Genomic DNA, 24,834 nt, shown 5'->3' on the forward strand with positions numbered 1-24,834 from the left:
GCCGCCGGAGGCAAACCCAGCCCCGCCGGCGTTTTGACGCGCCGCCGGAGGCAAACCCAGCCCCGCCGGCGTTTTGACGCGCCGCCGGAGGCAAATCCAACCTCGCCGGCGTTTTGACGCGCCGCCGGAGGCAAATCCAACCTCGCCGGCGTTTTGACGCGCCGCCGGAGGCAAATCCAGCCTCGCCGGCGTTTGAGGCGCGGGGTCCGGGGCGGCGCCCCGGCAGCGGCGCCGCGCCGGACGGCACGCGTTGACCCTTCGTCACCCGGGATGTTAGACAGCTCGCAGCGGAACACGCAACGACCGTTGCACCCAGCGCAACCCAGCAACCCCGGGAGGCACCCGCATGGCCAGCGACCCCGTCACCGCACTCGCCGACGAACCGGTCGACCACCGGTTCAAGGGCCTCCCCCCGGACGCCCAGACGGCCGGGCTCACCGTCGGGCAGCTCGCGCGGCAGCGGCGGGACCTGTACACCGGCGGGTTCACCACCCCCGTACTCACCCTCGACGCGGACGCGCTGGAGCACAACCTCGCCGCCCTCGGCGCCTACGCCGCCCGGCACGACCTCGCCTTCGCCCCGCACGGCAAGACCTGCATGGCCCCGCAGCTGTTCCGCCGCCAGCTGGCGCACGGCGCGTGGGGCATCACCGCCGCCGTCCCGCACCAGGCCCGCGTCTACCGCGCCTTCGGCATCCAGCGGATCTTCCTCGCCAACGAGCTCGTCGATCCCGCCGCCCTGCGCTGGGTCGCCGGCGAGCTCGCCAGCGACCCCGACTTCCGTTTCGTCTGCTACGTCGACTCCGTGCGCGGGGTGCACCTCATGGACCGGGCCCTGCGGGACTCGCCCGCCCGCCTCGACGTCGTCGTCGAGCTCGGCGCCGGCGAGGGCGCCCGCACGGGAGCCCGTAGCGACGAGGACTGCCGGGCCGTCGCCGACGCGGTCGCCGCCACCGCCACCCTGCGGCTCGTCGGGATCGCCGGCTACGAGGCCGAGGTGCCCGACGCCGACCCCGAGCGCGTGCACGCGTACCTGCGCCGACTCACCGGTCTCGCCGTCGAGTTCGACAAGGCCGGCCTTTTCGGCGCCGAAGTCGAGGAGATCGTCGTCAGCGCCGGCGGCTCCTCCTGGTTCGACGCCGTCGCCGACGTGTTCGCCGAGGTCCCGGAGCTCTCCCGCCCCGTGCTGAAGCTGCTCCGCTCCGGCGCGTACGTCTCCCACGACCACGGCTGGTACAAGGGCCTGACCCCCTTCAACCGGCACCCCGAAGAGGGCGGGCTGCGCCCCGCGTTCCGGCTGTGGACCCAGGTCGTCTCCCGGCCCTCCCCCACCCAGGCCTTCGTCAACGCCGGCAAGCGCGACATCGCGTACGATCTCGGGCTCCCGGAGGCCGAGTTGGTCCGGGACGAACTCACCGGCGAGGAGCGGCCCGCCACGGGCGTGCGGGTGGTCAAGCTGTCCGACCAGCACGCCTGGCTGGAGACCGATTCCCCCGACGACGTGCAGGTGGGCGACTGGGTGGCGCTGGGGATGTCCCACCCGTGCACCATCTTCGAGAAGTGGCCGCTGATCCCGGTGGTGGAGGCCGACGGCACCGTCACCGAGTTCGTGCGCACCTTCTTCTAGATGGAGCTGGTCATCCGCGGGGCCCGCGTCGTCGACGGCACGGGCGGGCCCTCGTACCAGGCCGACGTCGGCGTGCACGAGGGGCGGATCGTCGAGATCGGCCGGATCGCGGGCGGCGGCCGCCGCACCCTCGACGCGTACGGGCTCGCCCTCGCCCCCGGCTTCGTCGACATGCACGCCCACAGCGACCTCGCCCTGCTCCGCGACCCGGACCACAGCGCGAAGGCCGCCCAGGGCGTGACCCTGGAGGTCCTCGGCCAGGACGGCCTGTCGTACGCGCCCGTCGACGACCGCACGCTGGGCGAGGTGCGGGCCGCCATCTCGGGCTGGAACGGGCCGGGGGACGACGTCGACTTCGACTGGCGCACGGTCGGCGAGTACCTCGACCGGCTGGACGGGGCCCACGACGGTCAAGGCTGCGCCGTGAACGCCGCGTACCTCGTGCCGCAGGGCACCGTCCGGGCGTACGCCCTCGGCTGGGACGACCGCCCGGCGACCGCGGCCGCCTTGGACCGGATGCGGTCGCTCCTCGCCGACGGCCTCGCGCAGGGCGCCGTCGGCATGTCCTCCGGCCTCACCTACACCCCCGGCATGTACGCCTCCGGCGCCGAACTCACCGAGCTGTGCCGGGTGGTGGCGCGGTACGGCGGCTACTACTGCCCGCACCACCGCTCGTACGGCCGCGGCGCGCTCGCCGCCTATGCCGAGATGGTCGAGCTGACCCGGGAGGCCGGCTGCGCCCTCCACCTCGCGCACGCCACCATGAACTTCGGCGAGAACGAGGGCCGCGCCGGCCCACTGTTGGACCTGCTCGACGCGGCCCTGGCCGAGGGCGCCGACATCACCCTCGACAGCTATCCGTACACCCCCGGCTGCACCACTCTCGTGGCGCTGCTGCCCAGTTGGGCGAACGAGGGCGGCCCGGAGGCGGTCCTGGCCCGGCTGCGCGACGACGCGCAAGCCGAGCGGATCCGGTACGCGCTGGAGGTCGAGGGCGCGGACGGCTGCCACGGGGTGCCCGTCGACTGGTCGACCATCGAGGTCTCGGGAACCGCGGACCCGGACTTCGCCGCGTACGTCGGCACGCGCGTGGACGGCTGGGACACCGCCCGGCGGCTGCTGCTCGGCGACCGGCTCGCGCCGACGATCCTCCAGCACGTGGGGCACGAGGAGAACGTCCGGGCGATCATGCGCCACCCCGCCCACACCGGCGGCTCCGACGGCATCCTCCAGGGCGCGAAACCGCACCCTCGCGCCTACGGCACCTTCCCGCACTACCTCGGCCACTACGTCCGCGAGCTGGGCCTGCTCTCGCTGGAGGAGTGCGTGGCGCACCTCGCCGGCCGGCCCGCGGCGCGCCTGCGGCTGCCCGACCGGGGGTTGGTGCGGCTGGGCCACCGCGCCGACCTCGTGCTCTTCGACCCGGACACGGTCGCGGCCGGGTCCACGTACGAGAACCCGCGGGTGCTGCCGACGGGCATTCCGCACGTACTGATCGACGGGCGTTTCGTGATGCGCGACGGGCGCCGCACGGACGTCCTGGCGGGCCGCTCCGTGCGCCGTACAACTGCCCGCACGGCTCACACTCGTACTCAAATCTGACATTTACGATGGGCGGCATGGTCGCCTTCGCCCTCGCCGCCGTGTTTTTCCTCGCCTTCTGCCTCAGCGCGCGGGAAGACCGCCGCCGCTTCCGCAACGCCGTGCTGTTCGGACTGACCTTCATCACCCTCTCGTTCGCCCTGCTCCTCCAACTGGGCAAGCTGCCGAGCTGGTTGGCCTACCCCATCGTCCTGGCCGTCCTCGCCGTGCCCACGCTCGGCACTCTGGCGCTCGGCGTCTTCCTGATCGCCAACGGCGTGACCATGGTCCGCAAGGAGGGGAGCCGTCCGGCCAACCTGCTGTCGCTGCTCGCGGGGCTCGGGATCTTCGGGATGCTCGCGCTGCTGCTCGTGGTCCAGATGGCGGGCTCGCGCGTCCTCGACGGCATCGTGGGCACGCTCGCCGTGATCGTCGCGTACGTCTCCTTCCTCTTCCTCTGCTTCCTCGGGTACGCCTTCCTCTACGGACGGATCAAGGTGCGCGGCGACGTCGACCACGTGGTCATGCTCGGCTCCGGCCTGATCGGCGGGGACCGGGTGCCGCCGCTGCTGGCCTCGCGGCTGCGCAAGGGCCAGGACATCTACGAGGCCCAGCTGGCCCGGGGCGGCCGGCCGCCGGTGCTGCTGCCGTCGGGCGGCAAGGGCTCGGACGAGAAGATCGCCGAGGCGCGGGCGATGGCGGACTGGCTGATCGCGCGGGGCGTGCCGGCGGAGCACATCACGCTGGAGGACCGGTCCACGACGACCGAGGAGAACATGCGGTTCAGCCGCGAGATCATGACGGCGGACGACCCGGACTACCGGTGCGTGGTGGTCACCAACAACTTCCACGCCTTCCGGGCCGCGATGATGGCCCGCAAGACCGGGGTGAACGGGCAGGTACTGGGCTCGCCCACGGCGAAGTACTACTGGCCGAGCGCGACCATCCGCGAGTTCGTCGCGGTGTTCTGGGAGCACAGGGCCGTGAACCTGGGGATCTGCGGGCTGCTGACCGCCCTCGGCACGGCGGCCACGCTGACGGGCTGAGGCCGACGGACTGCGGCCGACGGACTGCGGCCGACGTGCCTCGGCCCCGTGCCGGGGGTCCGGGACGGGGCTGGGGACAGCGCGCGGCGCGTACCAGGCGCCACGAGCCACGAGCTACGAGCCGCTACGGCAGGTACCGCTCGATGACCTGCGGGCCCTCCTTCTCGATGAGCCGGCGCGCCATTTCGACCCGCTCCGGAGTCGGGTCGTGGCCGGTCGCCATCACGAGGTCTTCGGGGTCGTACGGCCGGTCCCCGCCCGTGTGGAGCCGGTCCGACCGTGTGGGCTGCTCGTCGGGTTCACTGACCATCGCGTACCTCCTACGGTTTCCCCTGGCCCCATACTCCGGCCAGGTCCCCATGAACGCACTTCGGGCAGGTCCCGCGGACGTGCGGTACGGGTCGACCGCATCCAGAATCGTTAATGCTCGTTAGCCGCCCGGGGGCCAAAACCCTAAGGACAGGTAAATGCACGCACTCGACGTCGACTGGGACCACCCCTCGGACCCGCCGCCCGGCCCGCGGCTCGACCACGTCCGCGCGTACGTGACCACGGCGGGCGCCGACGGGCACCTCTGGCACGGAGTCCACACCCTCCTGCTCACCACGCTCGACCGCGCCACCGGCCGCACCATCCGGACCCCGCTGATCTACGGCGAGGACGCGGACCGGCTGATCGTCCTGGCCGCGGGCTACGGATCGCAGGACCATCCCGCCTGGTACCGACGGCTCACCGCCCACCCGGAGGTGCGCCTCCAGGTGGGCGCCGCCCTCTTCACGGCCACGGCGCGCACGGCCACGCCGGTGGAGCGGGAGATGTACTGGGAGATGATGACCGGCCTGTGGCCCCCGTACGAGGAGGACCAGGAGCGGACGGCCCGCGAGATCCCGCTGGTGATCCTGGAGCGCTAGGGCCCTCCTCCTCGCGCCGCCCGCCCCGCCACGCGCCGCCACCCGTTCGGGTCATCTTTCGGCCGGCGGCCGGCACGGCCTGCCCTCGATCCGCCAACAACAGGGCGGTAAGGGGGGATGGTTGAACACGAACACCCGCAAGCAGGAGCGAGGCGACCACGGCCCGCTCCTCCTCGGACAGGTCCTGGCCGACGCCCTGGTGACCGTCGTCCGGCAGCCACAGGCAGCGCAGGAGCTGCGGCAGGCCGATGCGCGCGAGGGCCGGCCCGCCGTCTGCCGGCTGTGCGGCGAAGCCGCGTACTGGCACAGGACGGTCCGGGGCAAGTGGCTCCTCGTACAGCCGGGCGAGCGGCCCTGCCACCTCGTACCGGTCGGCAAGCGCCGGCGCATCGCGGGCGACGGCACCGCCGTGAACCTCGGCGCGGCCATGCCCGCCGACACCTGCCGGGTCAGCCACTTCGACGTGTGCACGGCACGCCGGGCGGGCGCGGCGACCGGGCCACCGGCTACGGGATGCGGGTGAAGGAGCGGCGGTAGGCCCGGGGCGGGACGCCCCGGCGGCGTACGAACTGCTCCCGCAGCACGGCCGCGCTGCCGAAGCCGACCCGGCGGGCGATCTCCTCGACCGGCAGCTCCGTGGTCTCCAGCAGCTCCTCGGCGCTGCCGAGGCGCAGGTTCAGCAGCCAGGCGTGCGGGGTGGTGCCGGTCGCGGCGGCGAAGCGGCGGGCGAAGGACCGCTTGCTCATCATGGCGCGCCGGGCCAGCTCCGCGACGGGCAGCGGCTCGGCGAGGTGCTCGCGGGTCCAGGCCAGCACCTCGGACAGCCGCTCGTCCTGGCAGTCCGCGGGGACGGGGGCCGCCAGGTACTGGGCCTGCCCGCCGTCGCGGTGCGAGGGCAGTACGAGGTCCCGCGCGATGGCGTTGGCCGTCGCGGCCCCGTGCTCCCGGCGCAGGAGGTGCAGGCACAGGTCGAAGCCCGCGGCGGCGCCCGCGCCGGTGGCGATCCGACCCTCGTCCACGTAGAGGGCGTCGGCCTCGACGGCGACGTCCGGGTGGCGGTCGGCCAGCAGCCCGGCGAAGCGCCAGTGGGTGGTGGCCCGCCGCCCGTCGAGCAGCCCGGCGGCGGCCAGCGCGAACGTCCCGACGCAGTGGGCGGCGACCAGCGCGCCGCGCGCGTGCGCGGCCGACAGCGCGTCGAGCACGGCGGGCGGGGGCGGGGTACGGAAGTCGGCCCACGGCAGCGCGATCACCAGCTCGGCGTCGGCCAGCCGCTCCAGCCCGTACTCGACGGCCACCGGCACCCCGACATCGGTGACCACGGCTCCCGGCCGCTCGGCACACAGGGCGAAGTCGAACCGCGGCAACCCCGCCCCGCGCACACCGAACACCTCGGCGACGATCCCAACGGCGAGCATGCCGACCCCGGGCGGAGCGTAGGCGGCGACGGTGGTGAAGGGGGCCATGCGGGGAAGCATGACAGCTTGGCACGATTCCCGCGATCACTGGCAGCAGTGCCACTCGTGAACGCGGTCTCCCGCAGCCAGGATTGAGCACATGACGAACACCCAGACGGCCACACTGACGAACACTCACACGGGCGTGCACACTGACACCCACACCGACGCACCGCTCGGCCGCACCGCCACCTACACGATCCTGACCACCGGCTACACCCTCTCCACCGGCCCCGGGGTCGCCGCCACCGTCTCCTACGTCTCCGACGGCGACCGGCACGTGATCGTCGACCCGGGCATGGTGGCGAGCCGCGACCGCATCCTGGGCCCGCTCGCGGAACTCGGCCTCGGCCCCGACGACATCACGGACGTCATCCTCAGCCACCACCACCCGGACAACACCATGAACGTGGGCCTCTTCGGGCAGGCCCGGGTCCACGACCACAAGGCCATCTACGAGGCCGACCAGTGGACCGACCGCGACGCGGAGGGGTACGAACTCACCCCCTCCCTGCGCCTGATCCGCACGCCGGGCCACAGCCCCGAGGACATCACCCTCCTCGCCGGGACACAGGAGGGCACCATCGCCTTCGTGGGCGACCTGTGGTGGCGGCCCAACGGCCCGGTCGACGACCCGGTCGCCCCGGACCACGACGTACTGCGCACCTCCCGCCTCCGGGTACTGGCCGCCACGGACGTGATCGTGCCCGGCCACGGCCCCGCCTTCCCGGCCGACGACACGGCGCCGCGCTAGTGCTGCGACCGGAAAGGTTCACCGGGTCACAGCACTAGGCGCGGTCGTAGACCGTCACCTCCACGTCGCGCGCGCACAACTGGTCGTTGATCAGCGACTCGATGCGCGGCCACTTGCCGCCGGAGAGCCCACACCCGATGCGCGGCATGTGCACGCTCGCCCCGAGCTCGACGGCGTGCCCGGCCAGCGTGGCGAGGCAGCGCTCCACGGCGTCGTAACGTATCGGCGGCCCGCCGCTGCCGGTCCGTATCCCGCGCTGGCCGACCATGTTGGCGACCCACACGTCGGGCTTGACCCGCACCAACTGCACGGCCCCCAACCCGAAGTCGTTCCCGCTGCGCCGTCGGTGCCACGCCCGGTACTCGGCCTCGGGCTCGGGCCACCGCTTCGAAACGGCGAGCACGAAGCCCTTCCCCCACCCCCCGATGTCGTTGCACACATGGGCGATGACCTTGGGTCCCTTGGCCTGCGGACTGGTCGCGTCCCCGTCGATGATCCTGAGCGGCTTCATCCCCCCACGGTATGCGCGACCACTGACAACGCCCGGGGAATTCGGGGCTACCCCACCGCCCCCACGAACGTGTCCAGTTCCGCCGTCACCCGCTGGAGCACCCCCGCCGACCGGACCGCGTCGCCCGGAATGAGCAGCGCGTGGTCCGCCGACGGGATCTCCAGGACCCGGTGCGGGAGTTCGTCCGCCACCCGCGCGTCCCAGAGGCTGTCGCCCGTGCCGCCGACGAGGAGGGTCGGGGCCTTGGTGCGGACGAGGGCGTCCGCGACGCGGGGGGAGGTGAGCAGTGGGGTGAGCCACGCCGCGGGAAGGTTCCGGTCGGCCGCGAAACCGGTGGCGAGGGAGCCCAGCGACTTGCCGACGAGCATGCGGCAGGCTCCACCCTCGGCGTCCACCGCCGCCGCGACCTGCGCCTCCACCCACTCCGACCGCTCCGCGGCGGTGAACCCGCGGAACTCACCCGGGATCCGCCACCACAGCTGCTGGACGGTCCAGCCGTGCTGCAGCAGCACCAGCCGGGCGTAGTCGAGCAGAGGGTGCGCCGGCGAGTAGCCGACGCCCGGGACGACGACCGCGACGCGGCCGGGATCACCCTCGAAGCGCGTACGGGCAGGCGTGGGCAAGGAGACGGAAGAGGAGGAGGCAGCCATGGGCGCAGGCTAATCGTGATCACGGAGGCTCGCGTGGGATTGCGGCGGATCGCCCGTCCGCGCTGGTACTTGCGCGCAGCGATCCGCTCGCGCTTTAATAAATGAACAGTCATTCATCAATGGGGAGGTGGGCCCGGATGGCCGGTCGTCCGCGCGGCATCGACGACGCCGCGATCCTTCATGCCGCCGTCGGCGTCATGGGCCGGACCGGGCCCGCGCGGCTGACGCTGGCCGCCGTGGCCAAGGAGGTCGGGCTGGTGCCGGCGACCTTGTCGCAGCGGTTCGGGTCCAAGCGCGGGATGCTGCTCGCCGTCGCGGAGCGGGGTGCCGAGGAGGTCGGGCGCCTCCACGCGCACGTCCGGGCGCAGCACCCCTCGCCGCTGGACGCGCTCGCCGCGCTGACGGCGGCGGTCTGGGGCGGGGTCGTGACGCCGGAGGAGTTCGCCAACCATCTGGCGTTCCTGTGCGCCGACCTCGCCGACCCGGAGTTCCACCGCCTCGCCCTCGCCTCCGAGCAGGCCCAGCAGGCCGCCGTACGCGCCTTGCTGGAGGAGGCGGTCGCGGCCGGGGAGCTGCGTCCGGACACCGACACCGCCCTGCTCACCCGTTCGGTCCAGCAGGCCACGACCGGGGCCGGGGTGCTGTGGGCGGTGGACCGGGAGGGCACCCTCACCGGGCGGCGGCTCGATGCCCTCGAAGTCACTCTGCACCCGTACCGACAGAAGGAGAGCCAGTGAGCAGCACGCCGACCCCGCAGGAGCGCGCCTTCCGTACGGCCGTCACCATCGGGGTCAGCCTCGACGGTTTCATCGCCCGCACCGACGGCGACATCGAGTGGCTGACCTCGTACGCCGAGGAGGAGGTCGGGGACACCGGCTACACGGAGTTCATGGCCGGGATCGACACCCTCGCCATGGGCCGCAACACCTACGAGAAGGTGCTGACCTTCGGCTTCTGGCCGTACGAGGGCAAGCGCGTGGCCGTCCTGAGCACCACGCTGAACAGCGACGACGAGCGGATCACCGTGTACCGCTCCCTCGACGAGCTGCTGGCCGGACTGACCACCGCCGGGGCGAAGAGCGTGTACGTGGACGGCGGGAAGATCGTGCAGACCTTCCTGCGGGAGGGGCTACTGGACGAGCTGACCGTCACCACCGCGCCGGTCCTCATCGGCTCCGGCATCCCGCTCTTCGGCGCGCTCGCCGGGCAGGACGTCCGGCTCGCCCTCCGGTCGACCAGGGCGCTGGGCGCCGGCTTCACGCAGGCCACGTACGCGATCCAGAGGTAGGCGAGAGGCTAGAGGTATTCGCGGGCGAACTCCACCGCCCACTCCACCGCGGCCACCGGGACGCCGCCCGACCGCGGATCGACCGTGAGGCGGGCGGCCTCCCAGCCCCGGTCGTGTTCGCGGTGGATCACGAAGCGCGCCTCCTCGGCGGCGCCGTGCGGGGTCACGAGGAACTCGATCGCCCGGTCGTCGCCGTCCCTGCCGACCGTGGTGATCGCCATGTCTCCGACCACGAATCGCATTGCCCCACGCCCTTCAGTGGCCGGCCTGCAGGACCAGCAGCAGGAGCGCGAAGAACATCGTCCCCGCCAACATGAGCCCCCCTGCCAGGGCCATGATCATCGTGCCGATCCGTTCGGCGCGCAGGCCGTGGTCCGCGGGCTTCCATTCGCGCTGATTCATGCCCCCAGCCTCTCCGCCGGCCCGGCCCGCCGCATGAGTGCGCGTACTCAGCCGCGCGCCCGGCCCCGTACTCAGCCGCCCGCCGGCGGCCCCCGGGGTGACGAGCGCAACACCCGCCGCCGCTCCCCCACCCGCCCGCACCCATTCCGCAGGCCGGGACGCGGGCCCGCCCCGGATTCCAAGGGTGGTCGGCGTCACCACCCACCCATCGCACGAAACGGGACATATCGCTCCCCGGCGTCCGGCGGAAATGCCCCAGCGGACAGCCCGGGAGACCCGTAAGCTCCCGTCATGCAGGTGATCCAGTCAACGAAACTCGCCAATGTCTGCTACGAGATCCGCGGACCCGTCCTCGAAGAGGCGATGCGGCTCGAAGCGGCAGGTCATCGCATCCTCAAGCTCAACACCGGCAACCCCGCGGCCTTCGGCTTCGAGTGCCCGCCGGAGATCCTTGAGGACATGCTCCGCAACCTGGGCACCGCCCACGGTTACGGGGACGCGAAGGGGCTGCTCTCCGCGCGCCGCGCGGTCATGCAGCACTACCAGACCAAGGGCATCGAGCTGGACGTCGAGGACATCTACCTCGGCAACGGGGTTTCCGAGCTGATCCAGATGTCGATGCAGGCACTGCTCGACGACGGCGACGAGGTGCTCGTCCCCGCCCCGGACTACCCGCTCTGGACCGCCTCCGTCGCGCTCGCCGGCGGCACGGCCGTGCACTACCGCTGCGACGAGCAGTCCGACTGGATGCCGGACCTCGCCGACATCGAGCGCAAGGTCACCGACCGCACCCGCGCGATCGTGATCATCAACCCGAACAACCCGACCGGCGCCGTCTACGACGACGAGATGCTGCGCGGGCTCACGGACATCGCCCGCCGCCACAACCTGGTCGTCTGCTCGGACGAGATCTACGACCGGATCCTCTACGACGGGACCACGCACACCAACACGGCCGCCATCGCGCCGGACCTGCTGTGCCTCACCTTCAACGGGCTCTCGAAGAACTACCGCGTCGCGGGCTACCGGTCCGGCTGGATGGCGGTCTGCGGCCCCAAGAAGAACGCCGCCTCGTACATCGAGGGCCTCACGATCCTGGCGAACATGCGCCTGTGCGCGAACATGCCCTCGCAGCACGCCATCGCCACCGCCCTCGGCGGCCGCCAGTCGATCGACGACCTGGTCCTGCCCGGCGGGCGGATCCTGGAGCAGCGCGACACGGCCTACGACCTGCTCACCCAGATCCCGGGCATCACCTGCGTGAAGCCGAAGGGCGCGCTCTACGCCTTCCCCAAGCTCGACCCGTCCGTCTACAAGATCAAGGACGACCGGCAGATGGTCCTGGACCTGCTGCGCGCCGAGAAGATCATGGTCGTGCACGGTACGGGCTTCAACTGGCCCGAGCCCGACCACTTCCGGATCGTGACCCTGCCGAACGCTAAGGACCTCGCCGACGCGGTGACCCGGATCGGGAAGTTCCTCGACGGCTACAGCCAGCCGTAGGAGCGACGCGGCGGATTCTCGACCGGACGCGCTCAAGCGATCAACAGGATTGAACTCAACTTTAGAACGGATCCAATGTAGGATGGTCTCCTGACCACGCAGGAGGCCACCTCATGTACGAGCCGATCCGCACGAAGTCGGTCGTCCACCGCATGGGCGCCGCCGCCGCGAGCCCGGACTATCCGCACCGCAGCCGCGCCGAGGCGCTGGACATCCAGCTCGCCGGGCACCTCTCGGCGCTGCTCGCCGTGACCGACGAGCTCGGGCTCGCCGAGGCCGCCGCCGAGATCGCCGACCAGGTCACGCGGCTGCGCGGTGCCGCGCCGGCGCGGGCTCCGCAGACCGGCGAATCCGGGGACTTCGCGGCCCTGCACCAGCGTGCGCACGACCTCGCCGCCCGCGCGCTCCTCGTCGCCGCGTCCCGCGCCGACACCACCGTCGCGATCCTCGCCGCCGAGCGCATGGACGCCCACGCCGCCGCCCTGGAGTCCCAGGACCTGGCCGGCGCCCACTGACGGCCCCGGTCCGGGGCCGCGGAGGCTCCGGACCGGGTGCCATTTCCCCCTGCGGGGAGCGCGGCACCGCCCCGGTCGTCAGTCCTCCAGACGCACGGGCATCAGGAGCGAAAAGGCGTCCTCGGTGTCGGTCCGGCGAATCACCACCGGCGCCGTAGGGGCACCGAACTCCAGGACCAGCCGGTCCCGAGCTCCGGCGGCCAGCGCCTCCAGCAGGAACTCACGGTTGACGGCGACGCGGTCCCGGCCGTCGTCGCCGTCCCCGCAGACCGTCACCACACCGTCGGCCGCCACGTCGAGCACGCTGAGGTCGCAGGAGACGCCGTCCTGCTCGCGGGCCTCGCTCGGGCGGACGGGGCCGGTCTCCAGCGCCTCCCGGAGGGCCGCGACATCGACGAGGGCACGGCGCCCCGCCGGCACGCTCACGAGGCGACGGTAGTCGGGGAAGTCGTGATCGAGGCACCGACCGGCCGCCTGACGGTCCCCCGCCTCCAAGACCACGCGGTCACCGTCCACGGTGAGGAGAACGGTCGCGTCGTCACCCAGCAGCGCCCGCATCGCGTCGACGAGCGGGGACGGCACGATGACCTGCACACGGGGCCCGCCGTGCCCGGTGGTACCGGCCTGCGCGACGGCCAACCGGTACCGGTCGGTGGCCACGACACGGAGCTCGTCCCCCTCGATGTCGAACAGGACACCGCCGAGCATCGGCAGCTCCGGGTCGGTACTGGCGGCGAACCGGACCCCGTCCAGCGCTGCGGCCAGTTCGGGTGCGGAGACGGTCGACCGGAGGGCCGTGGTGCGGAGCGAAGTCATGGGGTTCTCCCTGCGTTCGAGTAGCGCTCGGATCGTGGAGAACTCGCCGCGGGCATCGGACAGCCCCTGTTCGAGACGGCGCAGATGCGCCTGGAGCAGGTTCCGCACCAGATCGGTGTCCGAACCGGACCATCCGGCCAGCACCAGCCGAATGTCCGCCAGCGGCATACCGGCCCGGCGCAGCCGGGCCAACAGCCGGGCCTCCTCCAGCTGCTCGGGGCCGTACCAGCGGTAGCCGCTCACCGGATCCACCCAGGCCGGGGCCAGTACGCCCGCACCGTCGTAGAACCGCAGGGCGCTCACGCCCAGTCCACTGTCCCGGGCCATCTCGCCGATACCGCGCATCTCGCTCTCCACACCCAGGACTCTGGGCCCTCCACCAAGTCGAGGGTCAACCGCAGGCCGACTCGCATTCATGCCGATCAGCATGCGGGCAGGGAAGCCGGAGCGGTCGCCGGGGGTAGAGCCAGGGGCCGGGGGCCCGGCGGCGCGCGGGTTACGGCGCGGCCGTGAACTCCGCGGCGGCGACCCCGCACCACGGGGTGGTCCCCGCCGGCCAGACCGGGCCCAGGGCCTCCGCGTGCTCCGTCGCGCCCGGGGCCACGCCCGGCACGCGGACCAGTGCCTGGGCGGAGCGGCCCGCCGGGTCCGGGGTCGCCGAGTCGCGGAACTCCACCGTGACCACGTACGCGCCCCGCCCCTCGGCCCGGCCCGTCGCCTCCACCGCCGCCAGCACCCGCCGGCTCGCCGGATCGATTCGGCACCCCGTGACCCGTACGTCCTCCACCGCCGGCCGCGGCGCGGCCTCGGTCGGACCGCCACCGCTCGCCCACACGTACAGGCCGAGCGGGGCGAACACCAGCAGGGCCGCCAGCGTCACCAGACCCACCAGCCAGCCCTGCCACTTCAACGCGCTCACGCCCATGGCACGATCCTCCTCGGCGACCGCCCCGCCCACCAGCACCGGCGGGCCCACACAGCATTTCGAAGTGGGACCGCCTGGACACCTGACGTTCATTCAACTGCGCGCGGAATGTGGGTTTCCGCGAGCACGCTGCACCCGTGAGACGCATCCTGGGAATCATCCTGGGCCTCCTCCTGATCGGCGGCGTCGCAGCCGTCGTCCTTCTCAAGGGGCAGGACCCGGAATCCACGGCAACGAAGACCGTGCGTGGCGTCATCGGCTCGGAGAAGTCCGACTTCTTCCGCGACCCTGACGTCGTCAAGGCCCTGAAGGAAAGGGGCTACACCGTGAAGGCGGAGTCCTCGGGCTCCTGGGCGATGGACCAACTCGCCCTCAAGGAGTTCGACTTCGCCTTCCCCAGCAGCAGCGAGCCCGCCAAGGAGGTCGCGGCCGCCGCAGGGATCAAGGGAGCCCAGGAGGTCAAGCCCTTCTTCTCCCCGATCGTCGTCATCGCCCGACCGGGCGCCGCCAAGGTCCTCAGCGACGGCGGCCTCGTGAAGATGAACGGCAAGAACACCGGGACCCTGCTCATGGGCCCCTTCCTCAAGGCCGCCGAAGAGGACCGCAACTGGCAGCAGCTGCCCGGGTCCGCCGCCTACCCCGAACTGACCGGCAGGGTGTTCATCAAGACCACCGACCCGTCCACCTCCAACTCCGGTGCGCTCTTCCTCGCCCTCGCCTCCAACGTCGCCAACGGCAACACCGTCGTCGCCGACGACGCCGGGATCGAGCGCACCGCGCCCCTGATGCGCAAGCTGATCTCCGTACAGGGTTCCCTGGAGCCCAGCACCGACGGTCCGTTCCGCGCGTTCATCAGCGGCAGCGGGGAACCGCTGATCCTGGCGTACGAGTCCCAGGTGGCCTCCATGCTGCTCCAGCACCAGGACCCGGGCGAGATGGTCGTGCTCTACCCGGACACCACCGTCAACACGGCGCACACCTTCGTCCCGCTGAACGAGAAGGCCGGTGACCTCGGCATTCTCCTCGGCACCGACCCCAGGCTGCGTGACCTGATCATGCAGCGCGGGTTCCGCCCGCAGGAGGGCGTGGCCCAGTTCACGGCCGTCACCGCGCCGCACGCCGCCTACCTCAACCCGGGCCTGACCGGCATCCGCCAGGTCGGCACGCCCACCGTCAAGATCCTGATGGCGCTGGCCCAGCGCGCCAAGGGCTAGGGGGACCGAACACGATGACACTGACACCTCCGGAGGACGGCACCTTCGTCCTCAGCGCTCCCGAGCCCGTCGCCCCCGTCCGCCGCGAGCAGGCGTCCGGCCTGGTCCCGCTCCAGGACGGCGTGCGCGAGGAGATGGCCCGCCGCGCCGACGAATACGTCGGCCGGCTCGCCGGGATCGACACCCGCTCCCCCGAGTTCGCGACGAAGATCGGCGAGATCGCCGGCCTCGGCGCGGCCGACATCCGCAGCGCCGCCCAGCAGTCCAACCGGATGCTGGAGCGAGCCGTGCGTTCCCTCGGCTCGGACGGCGGCGCGGACGCGCAGGCCCGGGTCGCCGGCTCGCTCGTCGAACTGCGGCGCACCGTCGAGGACCTCGATCCGCGGGACGCGCCCGCCAAGGGGCTCGGCAAGCTGCTCTCGAAGCTGCCCGGCGGCAACAGGTTCCGCGACCGCGTGGCGAAGTACGCCTCCTCGCAGGCCACCCTCAACAAGATCGTCGGCGCGCTGCGCGGCGGCCAGGACGAGCTGCGCCGCGACAACGCGGCGCTGCACACCGAGCGGGCCCGGCTGTGGGAGACGATGGGCAAGCTCCAGGAGTACGCGGTCCTCACCGAGGCCCTGGACACGGCCGTCGAGCAGCGGATCGCGGAGGTGGCTCCGGTCGATCCGCAGGCCGCGGACGCGATGCGGGCGGACGTGCTGTTCCCGGTGCGGCAGAAGCACCAGGACCTGCTGACGCAGCTCGCGGTGTGCGCGCAGGGCTACCTGGCGATGGACGTGGTCCGGCGCAACAACGACGAGTTGATCAAGGGCGTGGACCGGGCCGCGACGACGACGGTGTCGGCGCTGCGGATCGCGGTGATGCTGGCCTCGGCCCTCGACAACCAGAAGAAGGTGATCGAGCAGGTCAACGCGCTCAAGGGGACCACCGAGGAGCTGATCCGGGGGAATGCGGAGATGCTGTCCTCGCAGAGCGGGGAGATCCAGCGGATCGCCGCCGATCCGGCGGTGGGGGCGGAGACCCTGCGGGTGGCTTTCGCGCAGATCTACAAGACGCTCGACGCGATCGACACGTTCAAGGTGCAGGCGACGGAGAGCATGGCCGCCACGGTGGAGTCGCTTACGGATGAACTGCGTTCGGCGTCGGAGTACTTGGCCCGGACGCGGACGGCGAATGCGCTTGAGGGGGGTGCGCAGTGAGCGGGGCCGAGCGGCGCCGGCCGCGCCGCGGCTGGGTGGCCGCGCTGGCGCTGGTCGGGATGATGGCCGCGAGTGGGTGCAGCTCCGACAAGCCGGCCAAGCCCGAGCCCTCCGTCTACAAGGACGGCACCCTGCGGGTGTTGGCCTCCAGTGAGCTCGCCGACATGAAGCCCGTACTGGAGCAGGCCAAGAAGGCCACCGGCGTCGCGGTGAACCTCACCTGGACCGGAACGCTCGATGCCGTGGAGCAGGTCGCCTCCGGGAAGGCCGACGGGAAGTACGACGCGATCTGGCTGTCCTCCAACGACTACCTGCGGCTGCGCCCCGAGGCCGCCGGGAAGCTCGCCAACGAGACCCCGGTGATGTCCTCGCCGGTCGCCCTCGGCGTGAAGCCCGAGGCGCTGGTCCGGCTCGGCTGGCAGCCGGAGACGGTGACCTGGTCGAAGGTCCACGAAGCCGTCGCCGCCGGGAGGCTGACGTACGGGATGACCGACCCGGTGCGCTCCAACTCCGGTTTCTCCGCCCTGATCTCGGTGGCCTCGGCGCTGTCCGGCGCGCAGGCCGCGCTGACCGACGCGGACGTGAAGGCGGCGCAGCCCAAGCTGAAGGAGTTCTTCTCCGGGCAGAAGCTGACCTCCGGCTCCTCGGGCTGGCTGGCCTCCGCCTATGCCAAGCGCGGGGACGTGGACGCGCTCGTCAACTACGAGTCCGTGCTGCTCGCCATGAACCGGGACTCGAAGACGAACCTTCAGGTGATCCGGCCGCTGGACGGCGTGGTCACCGCGCACTACCCGCTGACCCTGCTGACCTCGGCCCCGGCAGGGGCCCGCGACTCGGGTCGGGCGCTGACCGACTACCTGCGCGGCGCGGAGGCGCAGAAGGCGATCACCGAGCAGACTTTCCGCCGTCCGGTCGCCTCCGGGGTGGCCCCGGCCGCCGGGCTGGGCGCGGACAAGCGGCGCGAGCTGCCGTTCCCGGGCTCGCGGCCGGTCGCCGACGGGCTGCTGGCCTCGTACGAGAACGAGCTGCGCCGGCCCTCGCGGACGGTGTACGTGCTCGACACGTCGGGCTCGATGGCCGAGGAGGACCGGATCGGGCGGCTGAAGGCGGCGCTCACCGATCTGACGGGCACGGGGACCTCGGAGACCGGACACCGGTTCCGGGACCGCGAGGAGGTCACGCTGCTGTCCTTCGGGTCGAAGGTGAAGTCGATCCACCCGTACGTGGTCGAGCCGGGCAAGCAGGCGGCCGCCCTGGACGCCATCCGCGCGGACATCAAAGGTCTGCGGCCGGAGGGGGGTACGGCGATCTACAGCAGTCTGGAGGCGGCGTACCAGCACATCGGCAAGGGCGGCGGGGACGCCTTCACCTCGATCGTGCTGATGACGGACGGGGCGAACACCGAGGGGGTCAATGCCAAGCACTTCGACTCCTTCTACGCCGGGCTGCCCGAGGCGCAGAAGGGCACGCCGGTGTTCGCGGTGCTGTTCGGGGACTCGGACCGCAAGGAGCTCACCCACATCACCGAACTGACCGGCGGGCGGCTCTTCGACGCCACCGAGGGCAACGGTTCGCTGGACGGAGCGTTCGAGGAGATCCGTGGCTACCAGTAGCGGGGTGGGGGGCCTGCTGGGCTTCCTGGAGTCGAAGAAGAACCTGGCCGGCTGCGCCTGTGGCGTGGCCGGTGTGGGCCTCGCCCTCACCGGGGCGGCCAGCGCGTGGTGGCCGGTGGTGGTCGCCGGGCTGTACGGGGCGGGCGCGCTGATCGCCCCGCCGGAGCGGGCGGCGGCGCCGGTCTTCGACCCGAACGCGGAACTCGACGTACTGCGGGCGGACTTCGGGCTGCTGCGCGAGTACCTGGCCGGGGTGGACCTGCCGTCGGCCGCCGGGGACCGGCTCACCGAGCTGATGGGCTTCTACGAGGCCCTGCTCGATCCGGGGTGGGTGGCGGAGGTCCTGGTCGCCGATCCGGAGTCGGTGTACGCGGTGTCGCGTGCGGTGCGCCAGGACGTGCCGGAGTGCGTGGACACCTACAACCGGACGCGCTGGTGGGCGCGGCTGACGCCGGGCGGCGAGTCTCCCGAGCGGCAGCTGGAGCGTCAGTTGGACCTCCTGTTCGAGGAGGCGGAACGACTGACGGCCGACCTCCGCGAGGCGGAGGCCGGCCGTCAGCAGTCGCACACGAACTATCTTCAGGAGCGCGGACGCTCCTGAAGACAGGCCGGTGCTGCGGTGGGCGCCGCTTGGTCGGGGGCTCCCACAGCGGTGGGCGCCGCTTGGTCGGGGGCTCCCACGTTCATTGGCCCGGTGCTACCGGGATCGGGCTCTCAGCCCAGGCGCTCGACGAGCGCGTGGTACTGGTCCCACAGCTCCTTCGGCGTGTGGTCGCCGTAGGTGTTCAGGTGCTCGGGGACCAGGGCGGCCTCCTCGCGCCAGACCTCCTTGTCGACCGTGAGGAGGAAGTCCAGGTCCTCGGCCGGGAGGTCCAGGCCGTCGAGGTCGAGGGAGTCCTTGGTCGGCAGGATGCCGATGGGGGTCTCGACGCCCTCGGCGGTGCCGTCGAGGCGGCCGACGATCCACTTCAGGACGCGGCTGTTCTCGCCGAAGCCGGGCCACACGAACTTGCCCGCGTCGTTCTTGCGGAACCAGTTCACGTAGTAGATCTTCGGGAGCTTGGCCTGGTCCTTGTCCGCGGCCACCTTGACCCAGTGGGCCATGTAGTCGCCCATGTTGTAGCCGCAGAACGGCAGCATGGCGAAGGGGTCGCGGCGCAGCTCGCCGACCTTGCCCTCGGCGGCGGCGGTCTTCTCGGAGGCGATGTTCGAGCCGATGAAGACGCCGTGGTTCCAGTCGAAGGACTCGGTGACCAGCGGCACGGCGGAGGCGCGGCGGCCGCCGAAGAGGATCGCGGAGATCGGGACGCCCTTGGGGTCCTCCCACTCGGGGGCGATCGTCGGGCACTGCGAGGCCGGGACGGCGAAGCGGGCGTTGGGGTGGGCGGCCGGGGTCTCGGACTCCGGGGTCCAGTCGTTGCCCTTCCAGTCGATGAGGTGCTTGGGCGCCTCTTCGGTCATGCCCTCCCACCACACGTCGCCGTCGTCGGTGAGCGCGACGTTGGTGAAGACGGTGTTCGCGTACATCGTCTTCATGGCGTTGGCGTTGGTGTGCTCGCCGGTGCCGGGGGCGACACCGAAGAAGCCGGCCTCGGGGTTGATCGCGTACAGGCGACCGTCCTCGCCGAAGCGCATCCAGGCGATGTCGTCGCCGATGGTCTCGACCGTCCAGCCCTGGATGGTCGGCTCCAGCATGGCCAGGTTGGTCTTGCCGCAGGCGCTCGGGAACGCGGCGGCGACGTACTTGGCCTCACCCTGCGGCGGGGTGAGCTTGAGGATCAGCATGTGCTCGGCGAGCCAGCCCTCGTCGCGGGCCATGACGGACGCGATGCGCAGGGCGTAGCACTTCTTGCCGAGCAGGGCGTTGCCGCCGTAGCCGGATCCGTAGGACCAGATCTCGCGGGTCTCGGGGAAGTGCGAGATGTACTTGGTGGTGTTGCACGGCCACGGGACGTCCGCCTGGCCCTCTTCCAGGGGGGCGCCGAGGGTGTGCACGGCCTTGACGAAGAAGCCGTCGGTGCCGAGCTCGTCGAGGACGGGCTTGCCCATGCGGGTCATGGTGCGCATGGCGACCGCGACGTAGGCGGAGTCGGTGATCTCGACGCCGATCGCGGAGAGCTCGGAGCCGAGCGGGCCCATGCAGAAGGGCACGACGTACATCGTGCGGCCCTTCATGGAGCCGCGGAAGATCCCGCCCTCCTCGCCCTTGCCGGCGAAGATCTCCTTCATCTCGGAAGGAGCCTTCCAGTGGTTCGTGGGGCCCGCGTCCTCTTCCTTCTCGGAGCAGATGAAGGTCCGGTCCTCGACGCGCGCGACGTCGGACGGGTCGGAGGCGGCGTAGTACGAGTTCGGGCGCTTCGTCTCGTCGAGCTTCTTGAACGTTCCCTTGGCGACGAGTTCCTCGCAGAGGCGCTCGTACTCGCCCTCGGAGCCGTCGCACCAGACGACGCGGTCCGGCTGGGTGAGGGCTGCGATCTCGTCCACCCAGGAGATCAGCTCCTGGTGGGTCGTCGGGATGGTGGGAGCCGCGTTGTCGCGCGCCACGATTGCTCCTTGTTGAGGGGTTTGTTTGGTGTAGGCCCCGTGGGGGCTGCGACCCGGACGCTTCGCGCTCCGCTCATCCGGTGTCGACCGCACTCATCTGATCATCCGGTGGATGTGCGCATATGTCCAGAGGGCCTCTCACGTGAGCATCGCCACGTCCGTCAATCTTCCGTAAAGAGGACTAACGGAAACCTACGGACCCGTAGGTAGCATGTGCGCCATGACTTCTGACGCCGCCGCCGCAACGGCAGAGCCGGAGGCCAAGCCGCTGATGCGCGGCTGGCTGCACACCGGAATGTTCCCCGCAGTGGTGATCGCGGGCCTGGTGTTGATGGCCTTCACCAACTCGACGCGGGCACGGGTGGCCTGCGGTGTCTACATCCTCACCGCCTGCCTGCTCTTCGGCGTCAGCGCGGTCTACCACCGCGGTACGTGGGGTCCGCGCGGCGAGGCCATCCTGCGGCGGCTCGACCACGCGAACATCTTCCTGATCATCGCGGGCACGTACACCCCGCTCACCGTCCTGCTGCTCCCGCCCTCCACCGGGCGCACCCTGCTGTGGGCGGTCTGGCTCGCGGCCGCCGCCGGCATCGCCTTCCGCGTCTTCTGGGTCGGCGCCCCGCGCTGGCTCTACACCCCCTGCTACATCGCCATGGGCTGGGCGGCCGTCTTCTTCCTGCCCGACTTCATGCGCACCGGCGGCATCGCCGTCCTGGTCCTGGTGATCGTCGGCGGGCTGCTCTACAGCGTCGGCGGGGTCATCTACGGGATGAAGCGGCCCAACCCCTCCCCCCGTTTCTTCGGCTTCCACGAGGTCTTCCACTCACTGACCCTCGCGGCCTTCGTCGCCCACTACGTCGGCATCTCGCTCGCCGCGTACTCGCACTGAGCGGCGGCGGGGCCGAGGCGGTCAACGCAGCAGATCACGGGCGAGGGCCCTCAGCACGGCCCGGGTCTTGGTCTCACCGGACAGCGGCGCGGTGAGACCGCGCGCCCGCAGCGCCTCCGCGAGCAGGTCCTGGACCCGGGGCGCCTCGCCGAGGTCCGCGCGCACCGACACCTCCAGGAACCGCAGCTCGTTTCCGGTGGTCCACTCCTCGATCGCCACGGATCCGGGCAGGCCGTCCCACTCCTGCCTCCACTTGACGGCGCGGATGGGACCGAGCGCCGCCAGCCCGTCGAGGTCGTCCACCGCCGCCCCGGCCGCCTCCAGCAGTTCCAGTTGGGGCTCGATGATCACGCGGTCGAGCGGGCCGCCTTCCGCTTCGAGCGCCGCCTCGAACTTCCGCTCCGCTTCCAGTGAGGCCGACAGGACGGGGGTGAAAGCGGGCCCGGCGCGGTCCTCCTCGATCCTGAACTCCCAGTCCTCCCCCTGGTCCTCCTCCTCACGCACCCGCTGCCAGGGCGACGTAAGCAGGGGGCACGGACGCAGTTTGACGGTCAGGTCCGCCTTCCGCTTGGAGCCGGTGGCCTCCTCGTCCCGGCGCAGCCGCAGGATGACCCCCTGATCCAGCAGGGGCAGCGAGACTCCGGCGCCGTCCCCGGCCTCCTTCTCCGGCCGGTCCCAGAAGTGGACGACACGGGAACGCCCCTCCGCCCGGTCGAGCCCCAGGGCGTCGAGGGCCGCCCCGGCCTCCCCGGCGGCAAAGCTGATCTTGATCTCTGCGGCCGTGGCCGTCGGGGACTGCCTCATGATGCCGTTATCGCACGGCGGGCCGGGCCCCGCATTCCGGTGGGCCGACCCGGCGGAACGCGGGTCGACCGGGCCGGGCCCTGTCGTCACCGTGGGCAGGGGCCCGGCCGCCGTGCGCGGCCGGGCCCCTTTCCGTACCGGCCGGCTAACAGGTGTAGCCGTCCCGGTCCGGGTCCAGGCGCAGCGGGTCGCTGCCGTTGACCTTCATGCGCTTCGGGTACTGGTGGGAGGCCAGCCAGTCACAGCGGGCCTTCGTCGTCTCCTTCACCTCGGCCGGGAAGCGGGTCGGCACGCACAGGTTGACCGTGCCGTAGTGGCGGTCGCAGCCCGCCACGGTGGGCGCGACCGGGACGGAGTCCCGCTTGGCCGGGTTCTGCTTCGGGGCCGCCAGTTCGCTCGCGAAGGTGTGCTCGTGCGCGGACGGCTGCTCGGCGGTGGCCGCGAGCGCCGACGGTCCGCCCAGGTGCACCCACTGCGCGATGGACGGGACGCCGTTCGCGTCGACCGCGAAGAGCATGTACCAGCCGGGCGGCGCCAGGTTCGGGTTGCTGGTGACGTTGAGGTCGATGGTGGTGCCGTTGACGACCGTCATCGGCAGGTCCACGAACCGCTGGTTGGGGTCCGAGGAGTGGGTGACCGCCGCCGGGCGGATCAGCTCCGCCTTGGCGACCGCCCGGTTCACGGTGATCCGCTGCGTGTCCCCGTACACCCACTCCTTGTCGATCACCGAAGTGATCTGCGGGCGCGCGCCCTTGAAGAGGTACGGCGGGGTGTAGATCGACACGTTGTGGTTGTACGTGCCGTTGCCCGGGTTGTCGCCCACCGACATGACCCGGCCGTCCGGCAGCAGGAACGACCCGGAGTGGTAGGTGCGCGGGATCGGGTCGGTCGCCAGGCCCGACTGGTAGGTGTTGGTCGTCGGGTCGAAGAACGAGGCCTCGTAGACCGGGTCGGCCCGGTCGTGCAGCCCGCCGCCCGTCTCCAGCACCTTGCCGTCCGGGAGCAGCACCGCGGACACGAACATCTTGCCCTCGGCGCCGGTCTGCGGCCGCTTGCCCTGGCCCTGGTCGACCAGGCCCTGCGGCAGGTCGGGGCCGGCCGTGTAGGCGGGGCTCGGCTGCTTCAGGTCGATGATGTCGGTGAGCCGGTTCGCGGCCGGGTTGCGCTCGTTGTTGCCGCCGCCGATGGTCAGGACCCGCTGGTCCTGCGCGGGCGGCAGCAGCACGCTCGCCGACTCGTCGCGCTCGTCCTTGTTCCGCAGGCCCGGCACGTCGGTGATGGTGTTGGCGTCGTAGTCGTAGACGGAGGCGCCGGTGCCGGGGGTGCCGTTGCCGAAGGTGTGGCTGCCCGAGTAGAAGAGCCGCCCGTCCTGCATGAGGATCATCGACGGGTACAGGCCCCAGTACGACCAGGTCTGGTTGACCTCGTTCATCGGCAGCCACTTGTTCTGCGCCGCCGAGAACTTCTCGGCGGTCACGTTGCCCGTGGAGTCCTCCTTCAGACCGCCGAAGGAGATCACGTCACCGTTGCCGAGGATCGTCGCCGACGGGTACCAGTGCCCGCCGTTCATGTCGTTCGTCTTCGTGTACGTCTCGGTCGTCGGGTCGAAGGTGTACGAGTCCTTCAGCCCCTGGTAGCCGATCTTGCCGTCGGCGGACGGGTACCCCTTGTTGCCGCTCATCACCAGCACCCGACCGTCGGACAGCTGCACGTGGCCCGAGCAGAACATGTCCACCGGCGTCGGGATCGTCTTGACCGTCCCGTTCACCGGGTCGTAGACGGCGGAGGTGAAGGTGCCCGCGTTGAACTGGGCGATGTCGTTGCCGGAACCGGCGATCAGCAGCACCTTGCCGTTCTTGAGGACGACGGCGTGCATCGAGCGCACGGGGTTCTTGGTGGCCATCACCTCCCACTTGCCCTTGGCGCACTCCTCCGCCGTGCCCGAGCAGGTCGGCTGCGGCGGGACCGCGCCCACCTCCTCCACCACGTAGTCGTCGGTGGTGAGCGTGCCCACCCCGTAGACCGAAAGGCCCCACGCGATCTTGTCGGTGTTCGGCGGGACGGCCGGCGTACGGACCTCCGTACGCGCCCACGCGGCGCTGACCGGCGGATTCTGCAGGTCGGTCCAGTACTGCCAGCCCGCCGTCGTGTCGTGACGGAACACGGTCACCGACACGTCCGGGGTGTTCGACTTGTACCAGGCGGCCAGGTCGTACTGCTTGCCCGGCACGACCGTCGGCGCACACGTGGCGTTCTCGGTGACCAGCGCCTTGCGGTCGCCGGACACGCGGCGGGTCAGCGAGACCTTCATCGCCTTGGTGCCGGTGTGCGCGTCGGCGACGGTGGCGAAGGTGAAGTCGTTGTCGCCCCAACCGGATTTGGACCAGCAGGACGGCATGTCGGAGCCGGGCGCGCCGGCCGTCTCGAAACCGGGATTGGAGAGCAGATTGGGCGCTCCGGCCGTGGCCTGCTGCGGTGCGGTGAGCAGCAGGCCCGCGGTCATCGCCCCGACGGCCAGCAGGGCGGCCCGCCGCCCTGCCCTCCGCCGGATCTTCAGAAGCATGGGAAGTTTCCCTTCTGTGCGG

26 protein-coding genes are annotated in these 24,834 nt (G+C 71.5%); 15 read left to right on the forward strand and 11 right to left on the reverse strand.

Annotation, left to right across the window (positions count from 1 at the left end; all coding sequences use genetic code 11):
* Positions 1-346 precede the first annotated feature (346 nt).
* Genes ACFV9H_RS29305 through ACFV9H_RS29315 form a run of 3 tightly spaced genes read left to right on the forward strand, consistent with a single transcriptional unit; the run spans position 347 to position 4,254 of the window.
* Positions 347-1,627 (forward strand): amino acid deaminase, encoded by a 1,281-nt coding sequence (locus tag ACFV9H_RS29305; protein WP_385403952.1) that lies wholly within the window; start codon positions 347-349, stop codon positions 1,625-1,627.
* Positions 1,628-3,229 (forward strand): amidohydrolase family protein, encoded by a 1,602-nt coding sequence (locus ACFV9H_RS29310; protein ID WP_385403955.1) that lies wholly within the window; start codon positions 1,628-1,630, stop codon positions 3,227-3,229.
* A 17-nt stretch (positions 3,230-3,246) separates the two neighbouring features.
* Positions 3,247-4,254 (forward strand): YdcF family protein, encoded by a 1,008-nt coding sequence (locus ACFV9H_RS29315; protein WP_385403957.1) that lies wholly within the window; start codon positions 3,247-3,249, stop codon positions 4,252-4,254.
* A 124-nt stretch (positions 4,255-4,378) separates the two neighbouring features.
* Here the strand turns inward: ACFV9H_RS29315 and ACFV9H_RS29320 are convergent, their stop codons facing one another.
* Positions 4,379-4,564 carry a hypothetical protein gene (locus tag ACFV9H_RS29320; protein WP_365171726.1) on the reverse strand — a complete coding sequence of 62 codons (186 nt, stop codon included), beginning with the start codon at positions 4,562-4,564 and terminating at the stop codon, positions 4,379-4,381.
* Positions 4,565-4,721: 157 nt separating this feature from the next.
* Between ACFV9H_RS29320 and ACFV9H_RS29325 the strand changes: the two genes are divergently transcribed.
* Positions 4,722-5,165, forward strand: coding sequence for a nitroreductase/quinone reductase family protein (locus tag ACFV9H_RS29325; RefSeq protein WP_385403960.1), 444 nt, complete (start codon positions 4,722-4,724; stop codon positions 5,163-5,165).
* Positions 5,166-5,286: 121 nt separating this feature from the next.
* Entirely contained in the window at positions 5,287-5,688 is a 402-nt protein-coding gene (locus ACFV9H_RS29330; RefSeq protein WP_385403962.1) for a DUF6083 domain-containing protein, read from the forward strand.
* Here the strand turns inward: ACFV9H_RS29330 and ACFV9H_RS29335 are convergent.
* Positions 5,672-6,628 (reverse strand): GlxA family transcriptional regulator, encoded by a 957-nt coding sequence (locus ACFV9H_RS29335; protein ID WP_385403965.1) that lies wholly within the window; start codon positions 6,626-6,628, stop codon positions 5,672-5,674. The two genes, ACFV9H_RS29330 and ACFV9H_RS29335, sit on opposite strands and share 17 nt — an antisense overlap.
* Before the next feature lie 91 nt (positions 6,629-6,719).
* On the opposite strand from ACFV9H_RS29335, the gene ACFV9H_RS29340 reads away from it, so the two are divergent.
* Positions 6,720-7,373, forward strand: coding sequence for an MBL fold metallo-hydrolase (locus ACFV9H_RS29340; RefSeq protein ID WP_385403967.1), 654 nt, complete (start codon positions 6,720-6,722; stop codon positions 7,371-7,373).
* 34 nt (positions 7,374-7,407) lie between these two features.
* Here the strand turns inward: ACFV9H_RS29340 and ACFV9H_RS29345 are convergent, their stop codons facing one another.
* Together ACFV9H_RS29345 and ACFV9H_RS29350 are read right to left on the reverse strand one after the other, a co-directional pair.
* Positions 7,408-7,884, reverse strand: a complete 477-nt coding sequence (locus ACFV9H_RS29345) for a macro domain-containing protein (protein WP_385403969.1) — start codon at positions 7,882-7,884, stop codon at positions 7,408-7,410.
* Positions 7,885-7,931: 47 nt separating this feature from the next.
* The gene (locus ACFV9H_RS29350) at positions 7,932-8,534 is read right to left on the reverse strand and encodes an alpha/beta hydrolase (RefSeq protein ID WP_385403972.1); all 603 of its coding nucleotides are present in this window, start codon (positions 8,532-8,534) and stop codon (positions 7,932-7,934) included.
* 137 nt (positions 8,535-8,671) lie between these two features.
* On the opposite strand from ACFV9H_RS29350, the gene ACFV9H_RS29355 reads away from it, so the two are divergent.
* Both ACFV9H_RS29355 and ACFV9H_RS29360 read left to right on the forward strand, forming a co-directional pair.
* Positions 8,672-9,271, forward strand: a complete 600-nt coding sequence (locus ACFV9H_RS29355; protein ID WP_385403975.1) for a TetR/AcrR family transcriptional regulator — start codon at positions 8,672-8,674, stop codon at positions 9,269-9,271.
* A complete protein-coding gene (locus ACFV9H_RS29360) occupies positions 9,268-9,822 on the forward strand; it encodes a dihydrofolate reductase family protein (RefSeq protein WP_385403977.1) in 555 nt (184 codons plus the stop codon). Before ACFV9H_RS29355 ends, ACFV9H_RS29360 begins: the two co-directional genes overlap by 4 nt.
* 8 nt (positions 9,823-9,830) lie before the next feature.
* Here the strand turns inward: ACFV9H_RS29360 and ACFV9H_RS29365 are convergent, their stop codons facing one another.
* Together ACFV9H_RS29365 and ACFV9H_RS29370 are read right to left on the reverse strand one after the other, a co-directional pair.
* The gene (locus ACFV9H_RS29365; protein WP_385403979.1) at positions 9,831-10,043 is read right to left on the reverse strand and encodes a hypothetical protein; all 213 of its coding nucleotides are present in this window, start codon (positions 10,041-10,043) and stop codon (positions 9,831-9,833) included.
* 34 nt (positions 10,044-10,077) lie between these two features.
* Positions 10,078-10,224: a hypothetical protein gene (locus tag ACFV9H_RS29370; RefSeq protein WP_385403981.1), complete on the reverse strand. Its 147-nt coding sequence runs from the start codon at positions 10,222-10,224 to the stop codon at positions 10,078-10,080.
* A gap of 291 nt (positions 10,225-10,515) precedes the next feature.
* Here ACFV9H_RS29370 and ACFV9H_RS29375 point away from each other — a divergent pair, with 291 nt between their 5' ends.
* Together ACFV9H_RS29375 and ACFV9H_RS29380 are read left to right on the forward strand one after the other, a co-directional pair.
* Positions 10,516-11,727 carry a pyridoxal phosphate-dependent aminotransferase gene (locus tag ACFV9H_RS29375; RefSeq protein ID WP_385403984.1) on the forward strand — a complete coding sequence of 404 codons (1,212 nt, stop codon included), beginning with the start codon at positions 10,516-10,518 and terminating at the stop codon, positions 11,725-11,727.
* Positions 11,728-11,840: 113 nt separating this feature from the next.
* Positions 11,841-12,242 carry a hypothetical protein gene (locus ACFV9H_RS29380; RefSeq protein WP_385403986.1) on the forward strand — a complete coding sequence of 134 codons (402 nt, stop codon included), beginning with the start codon at positions 11,841-11,843 and terminating at the stop codon, positions 12,240-12,242.
* A gap of 78 nt (positions 12,243-12,320) precedes the next feature.
* On the opposite strand, the gene ACFV9H_RS29385 is transcribed toward ACFV9H_RS29380, so the two are convergent.
* A complete protein-coding gene (locus ACFV9H_RS29385) occupies positions 12,321-13,415 on the reverse strand; it encodes a MerR family transcriptional regulator (RefSeq protein ID WP_385403989.1) in 1,095 nt (364 codons plus the stop codon).
* A 139-nt stretch (positions 13,416-13,554) separates the two neighbouring features.
* Positions 13,555-13,977, reverse strand: a complete 423-nt coding sequence (locus ACFV9H_RS29390) for a hypothetical protein (protein WP_385403991.1) — start codon at positions 13,975-13,977, stop codon at positions 13,555-13,557.
* Positions 13,978-14,120: 143 nt separating this feature from the next.
* On the opposite strand from ACFV9H_RS29390, the gene ACFV9H_RS29395 reads away from it, so the two are divergent.
* The 4 genes from ACFV9H_RS29395 to ACFV9H_RS29410 are packed head-to-tail and all read left to right on the forward strand — an operon-like array spanning position 14,121 to position 18,613.
* A complete protein-coding gene (locus ACFV9H_RS29395; protein ID WP_385403994.1) occupies positions 14,121-15,197 on the forward strand; it encodes a hypothetical protein in 1,077 nt (358 codons plus the stop codon).
* 14 nt (positions 15,198-15,211) lie between these two features.
* The gene (locus ACFV9H_RS29400; protein WP_385403997.1) at positions 15,212-16,399 is read left to right on the forward strand and encodes a toxic anion resistance protein; all 1,188 of its coding nucleotides are present in this window, start codon (positions 15,212-15,214) and stop codon (positions 16,397-16,399) included.
* 59 nt (positions 16,400-16,458) lie between these two features.
* Complete coding sequence (locus ACFV9H_RS29405; RefSeq protein ID WP_385404062.1) at positions 16,459-18,012, forward strand: substrate-binding domain-containing protein; 1,554 nt, start codon at positions 16,459-16,461, stop codon at positions 18,010-18,012.
* Positions 17,999-18,613 carry a hypothetical protein gene (locus ACFV9H_RS29410; protein ID WP_385403999.1) on the forward strand — a complete coding sequence of 205 codons (615 nt, stop codon included), beginning with the start codon at positions 17,999-18,001 and terminating at the stop codon, positions 18,611-18,613. The genes ACFV9H_RS29405 and ACFV9H_RS29410 overlap by 14 nt, the downstream gene beginning before the upstream one ends.
* A 113-nt stretch (positions 18,614-18,726) precedes the next feature.
* On the opposite strand, the gene ACFV9H_RS29415 is transcribed toward ACFV9H_RS29410, so the two are convergent.
* The gene (locus tag ACFV9H_RS29415) at positions 18,727-20,556 is read right to left on the reverse strand and encodes a phosphoenolpyruvate carboxykinase (GTP) (protein WP_385404002.1); all 1,830 of its coding nucleotides are present in this window, start codon (positions 20,554-20,556) and stop codon (positions 18,727-18,729) included.
* Positions 20,557-20,767: 211 nt separating this feature from the next.
* Here ACFV9H_RS29415 and ACFV9H_RS29420 point away from each other — a divergent pair, with 211 nt between their 5' ends.
* Positions 20,768-21,445: a hemolysin III family protein gene (locus ACFV9H_RS29420; RefSeq protein WP_385404004.1), complete on the forward strand. Its 678-nt coding sequence runs from the start codon at positions 20,768-20,770 to the stop codon at positions 21,443-21,445.
* Between the two features lie 21 nt (positions 21,446-21,466).
* Here ACFV9H_RS29420 and ACFV9H_RS29425 read toward each other — a convergent pair whose 3' ends face one another.
* Both ACFV9H_RS29425 and ACFV9H_RS29430 read right to left on the reverse strand, forming a co-directional pair.
* Positions 21,467-22,249, reverse strand: coding sequence for a hypothetical protein (locus ACFV9H_RS29425; RefSeq protein WP_385404006.1), 783 nt, complete (start codon positions 22,247-22,249; stop codon positions 21,467-21,469).
* Positions 22,250-22,394: 145 nt separating this feature from the next.
* Positions 22,395-24,812: a galactose oxidase-like domain-containing protein gene (locus tag ACFV9H_RS29430; protein ID WP_385404008.1), complete on the reverse strand. Its 2,418-nt coding sequence runs from the start codon at positions 24,810-24,812 to the stop codon at positions 22,395-22,397.
* Between the last annotated feature and the right edge of the window lie 22 nt (positions 24,813-24,834).

This window comes from Streptomyces sp. NPDC059874, from assembly GCF_042731135.1.
Classification (GTDB): Bacteria; Actinomycetota; Actinomycetes; order Streptomycetales; family Streptomycetaceae; genus Streptomyces.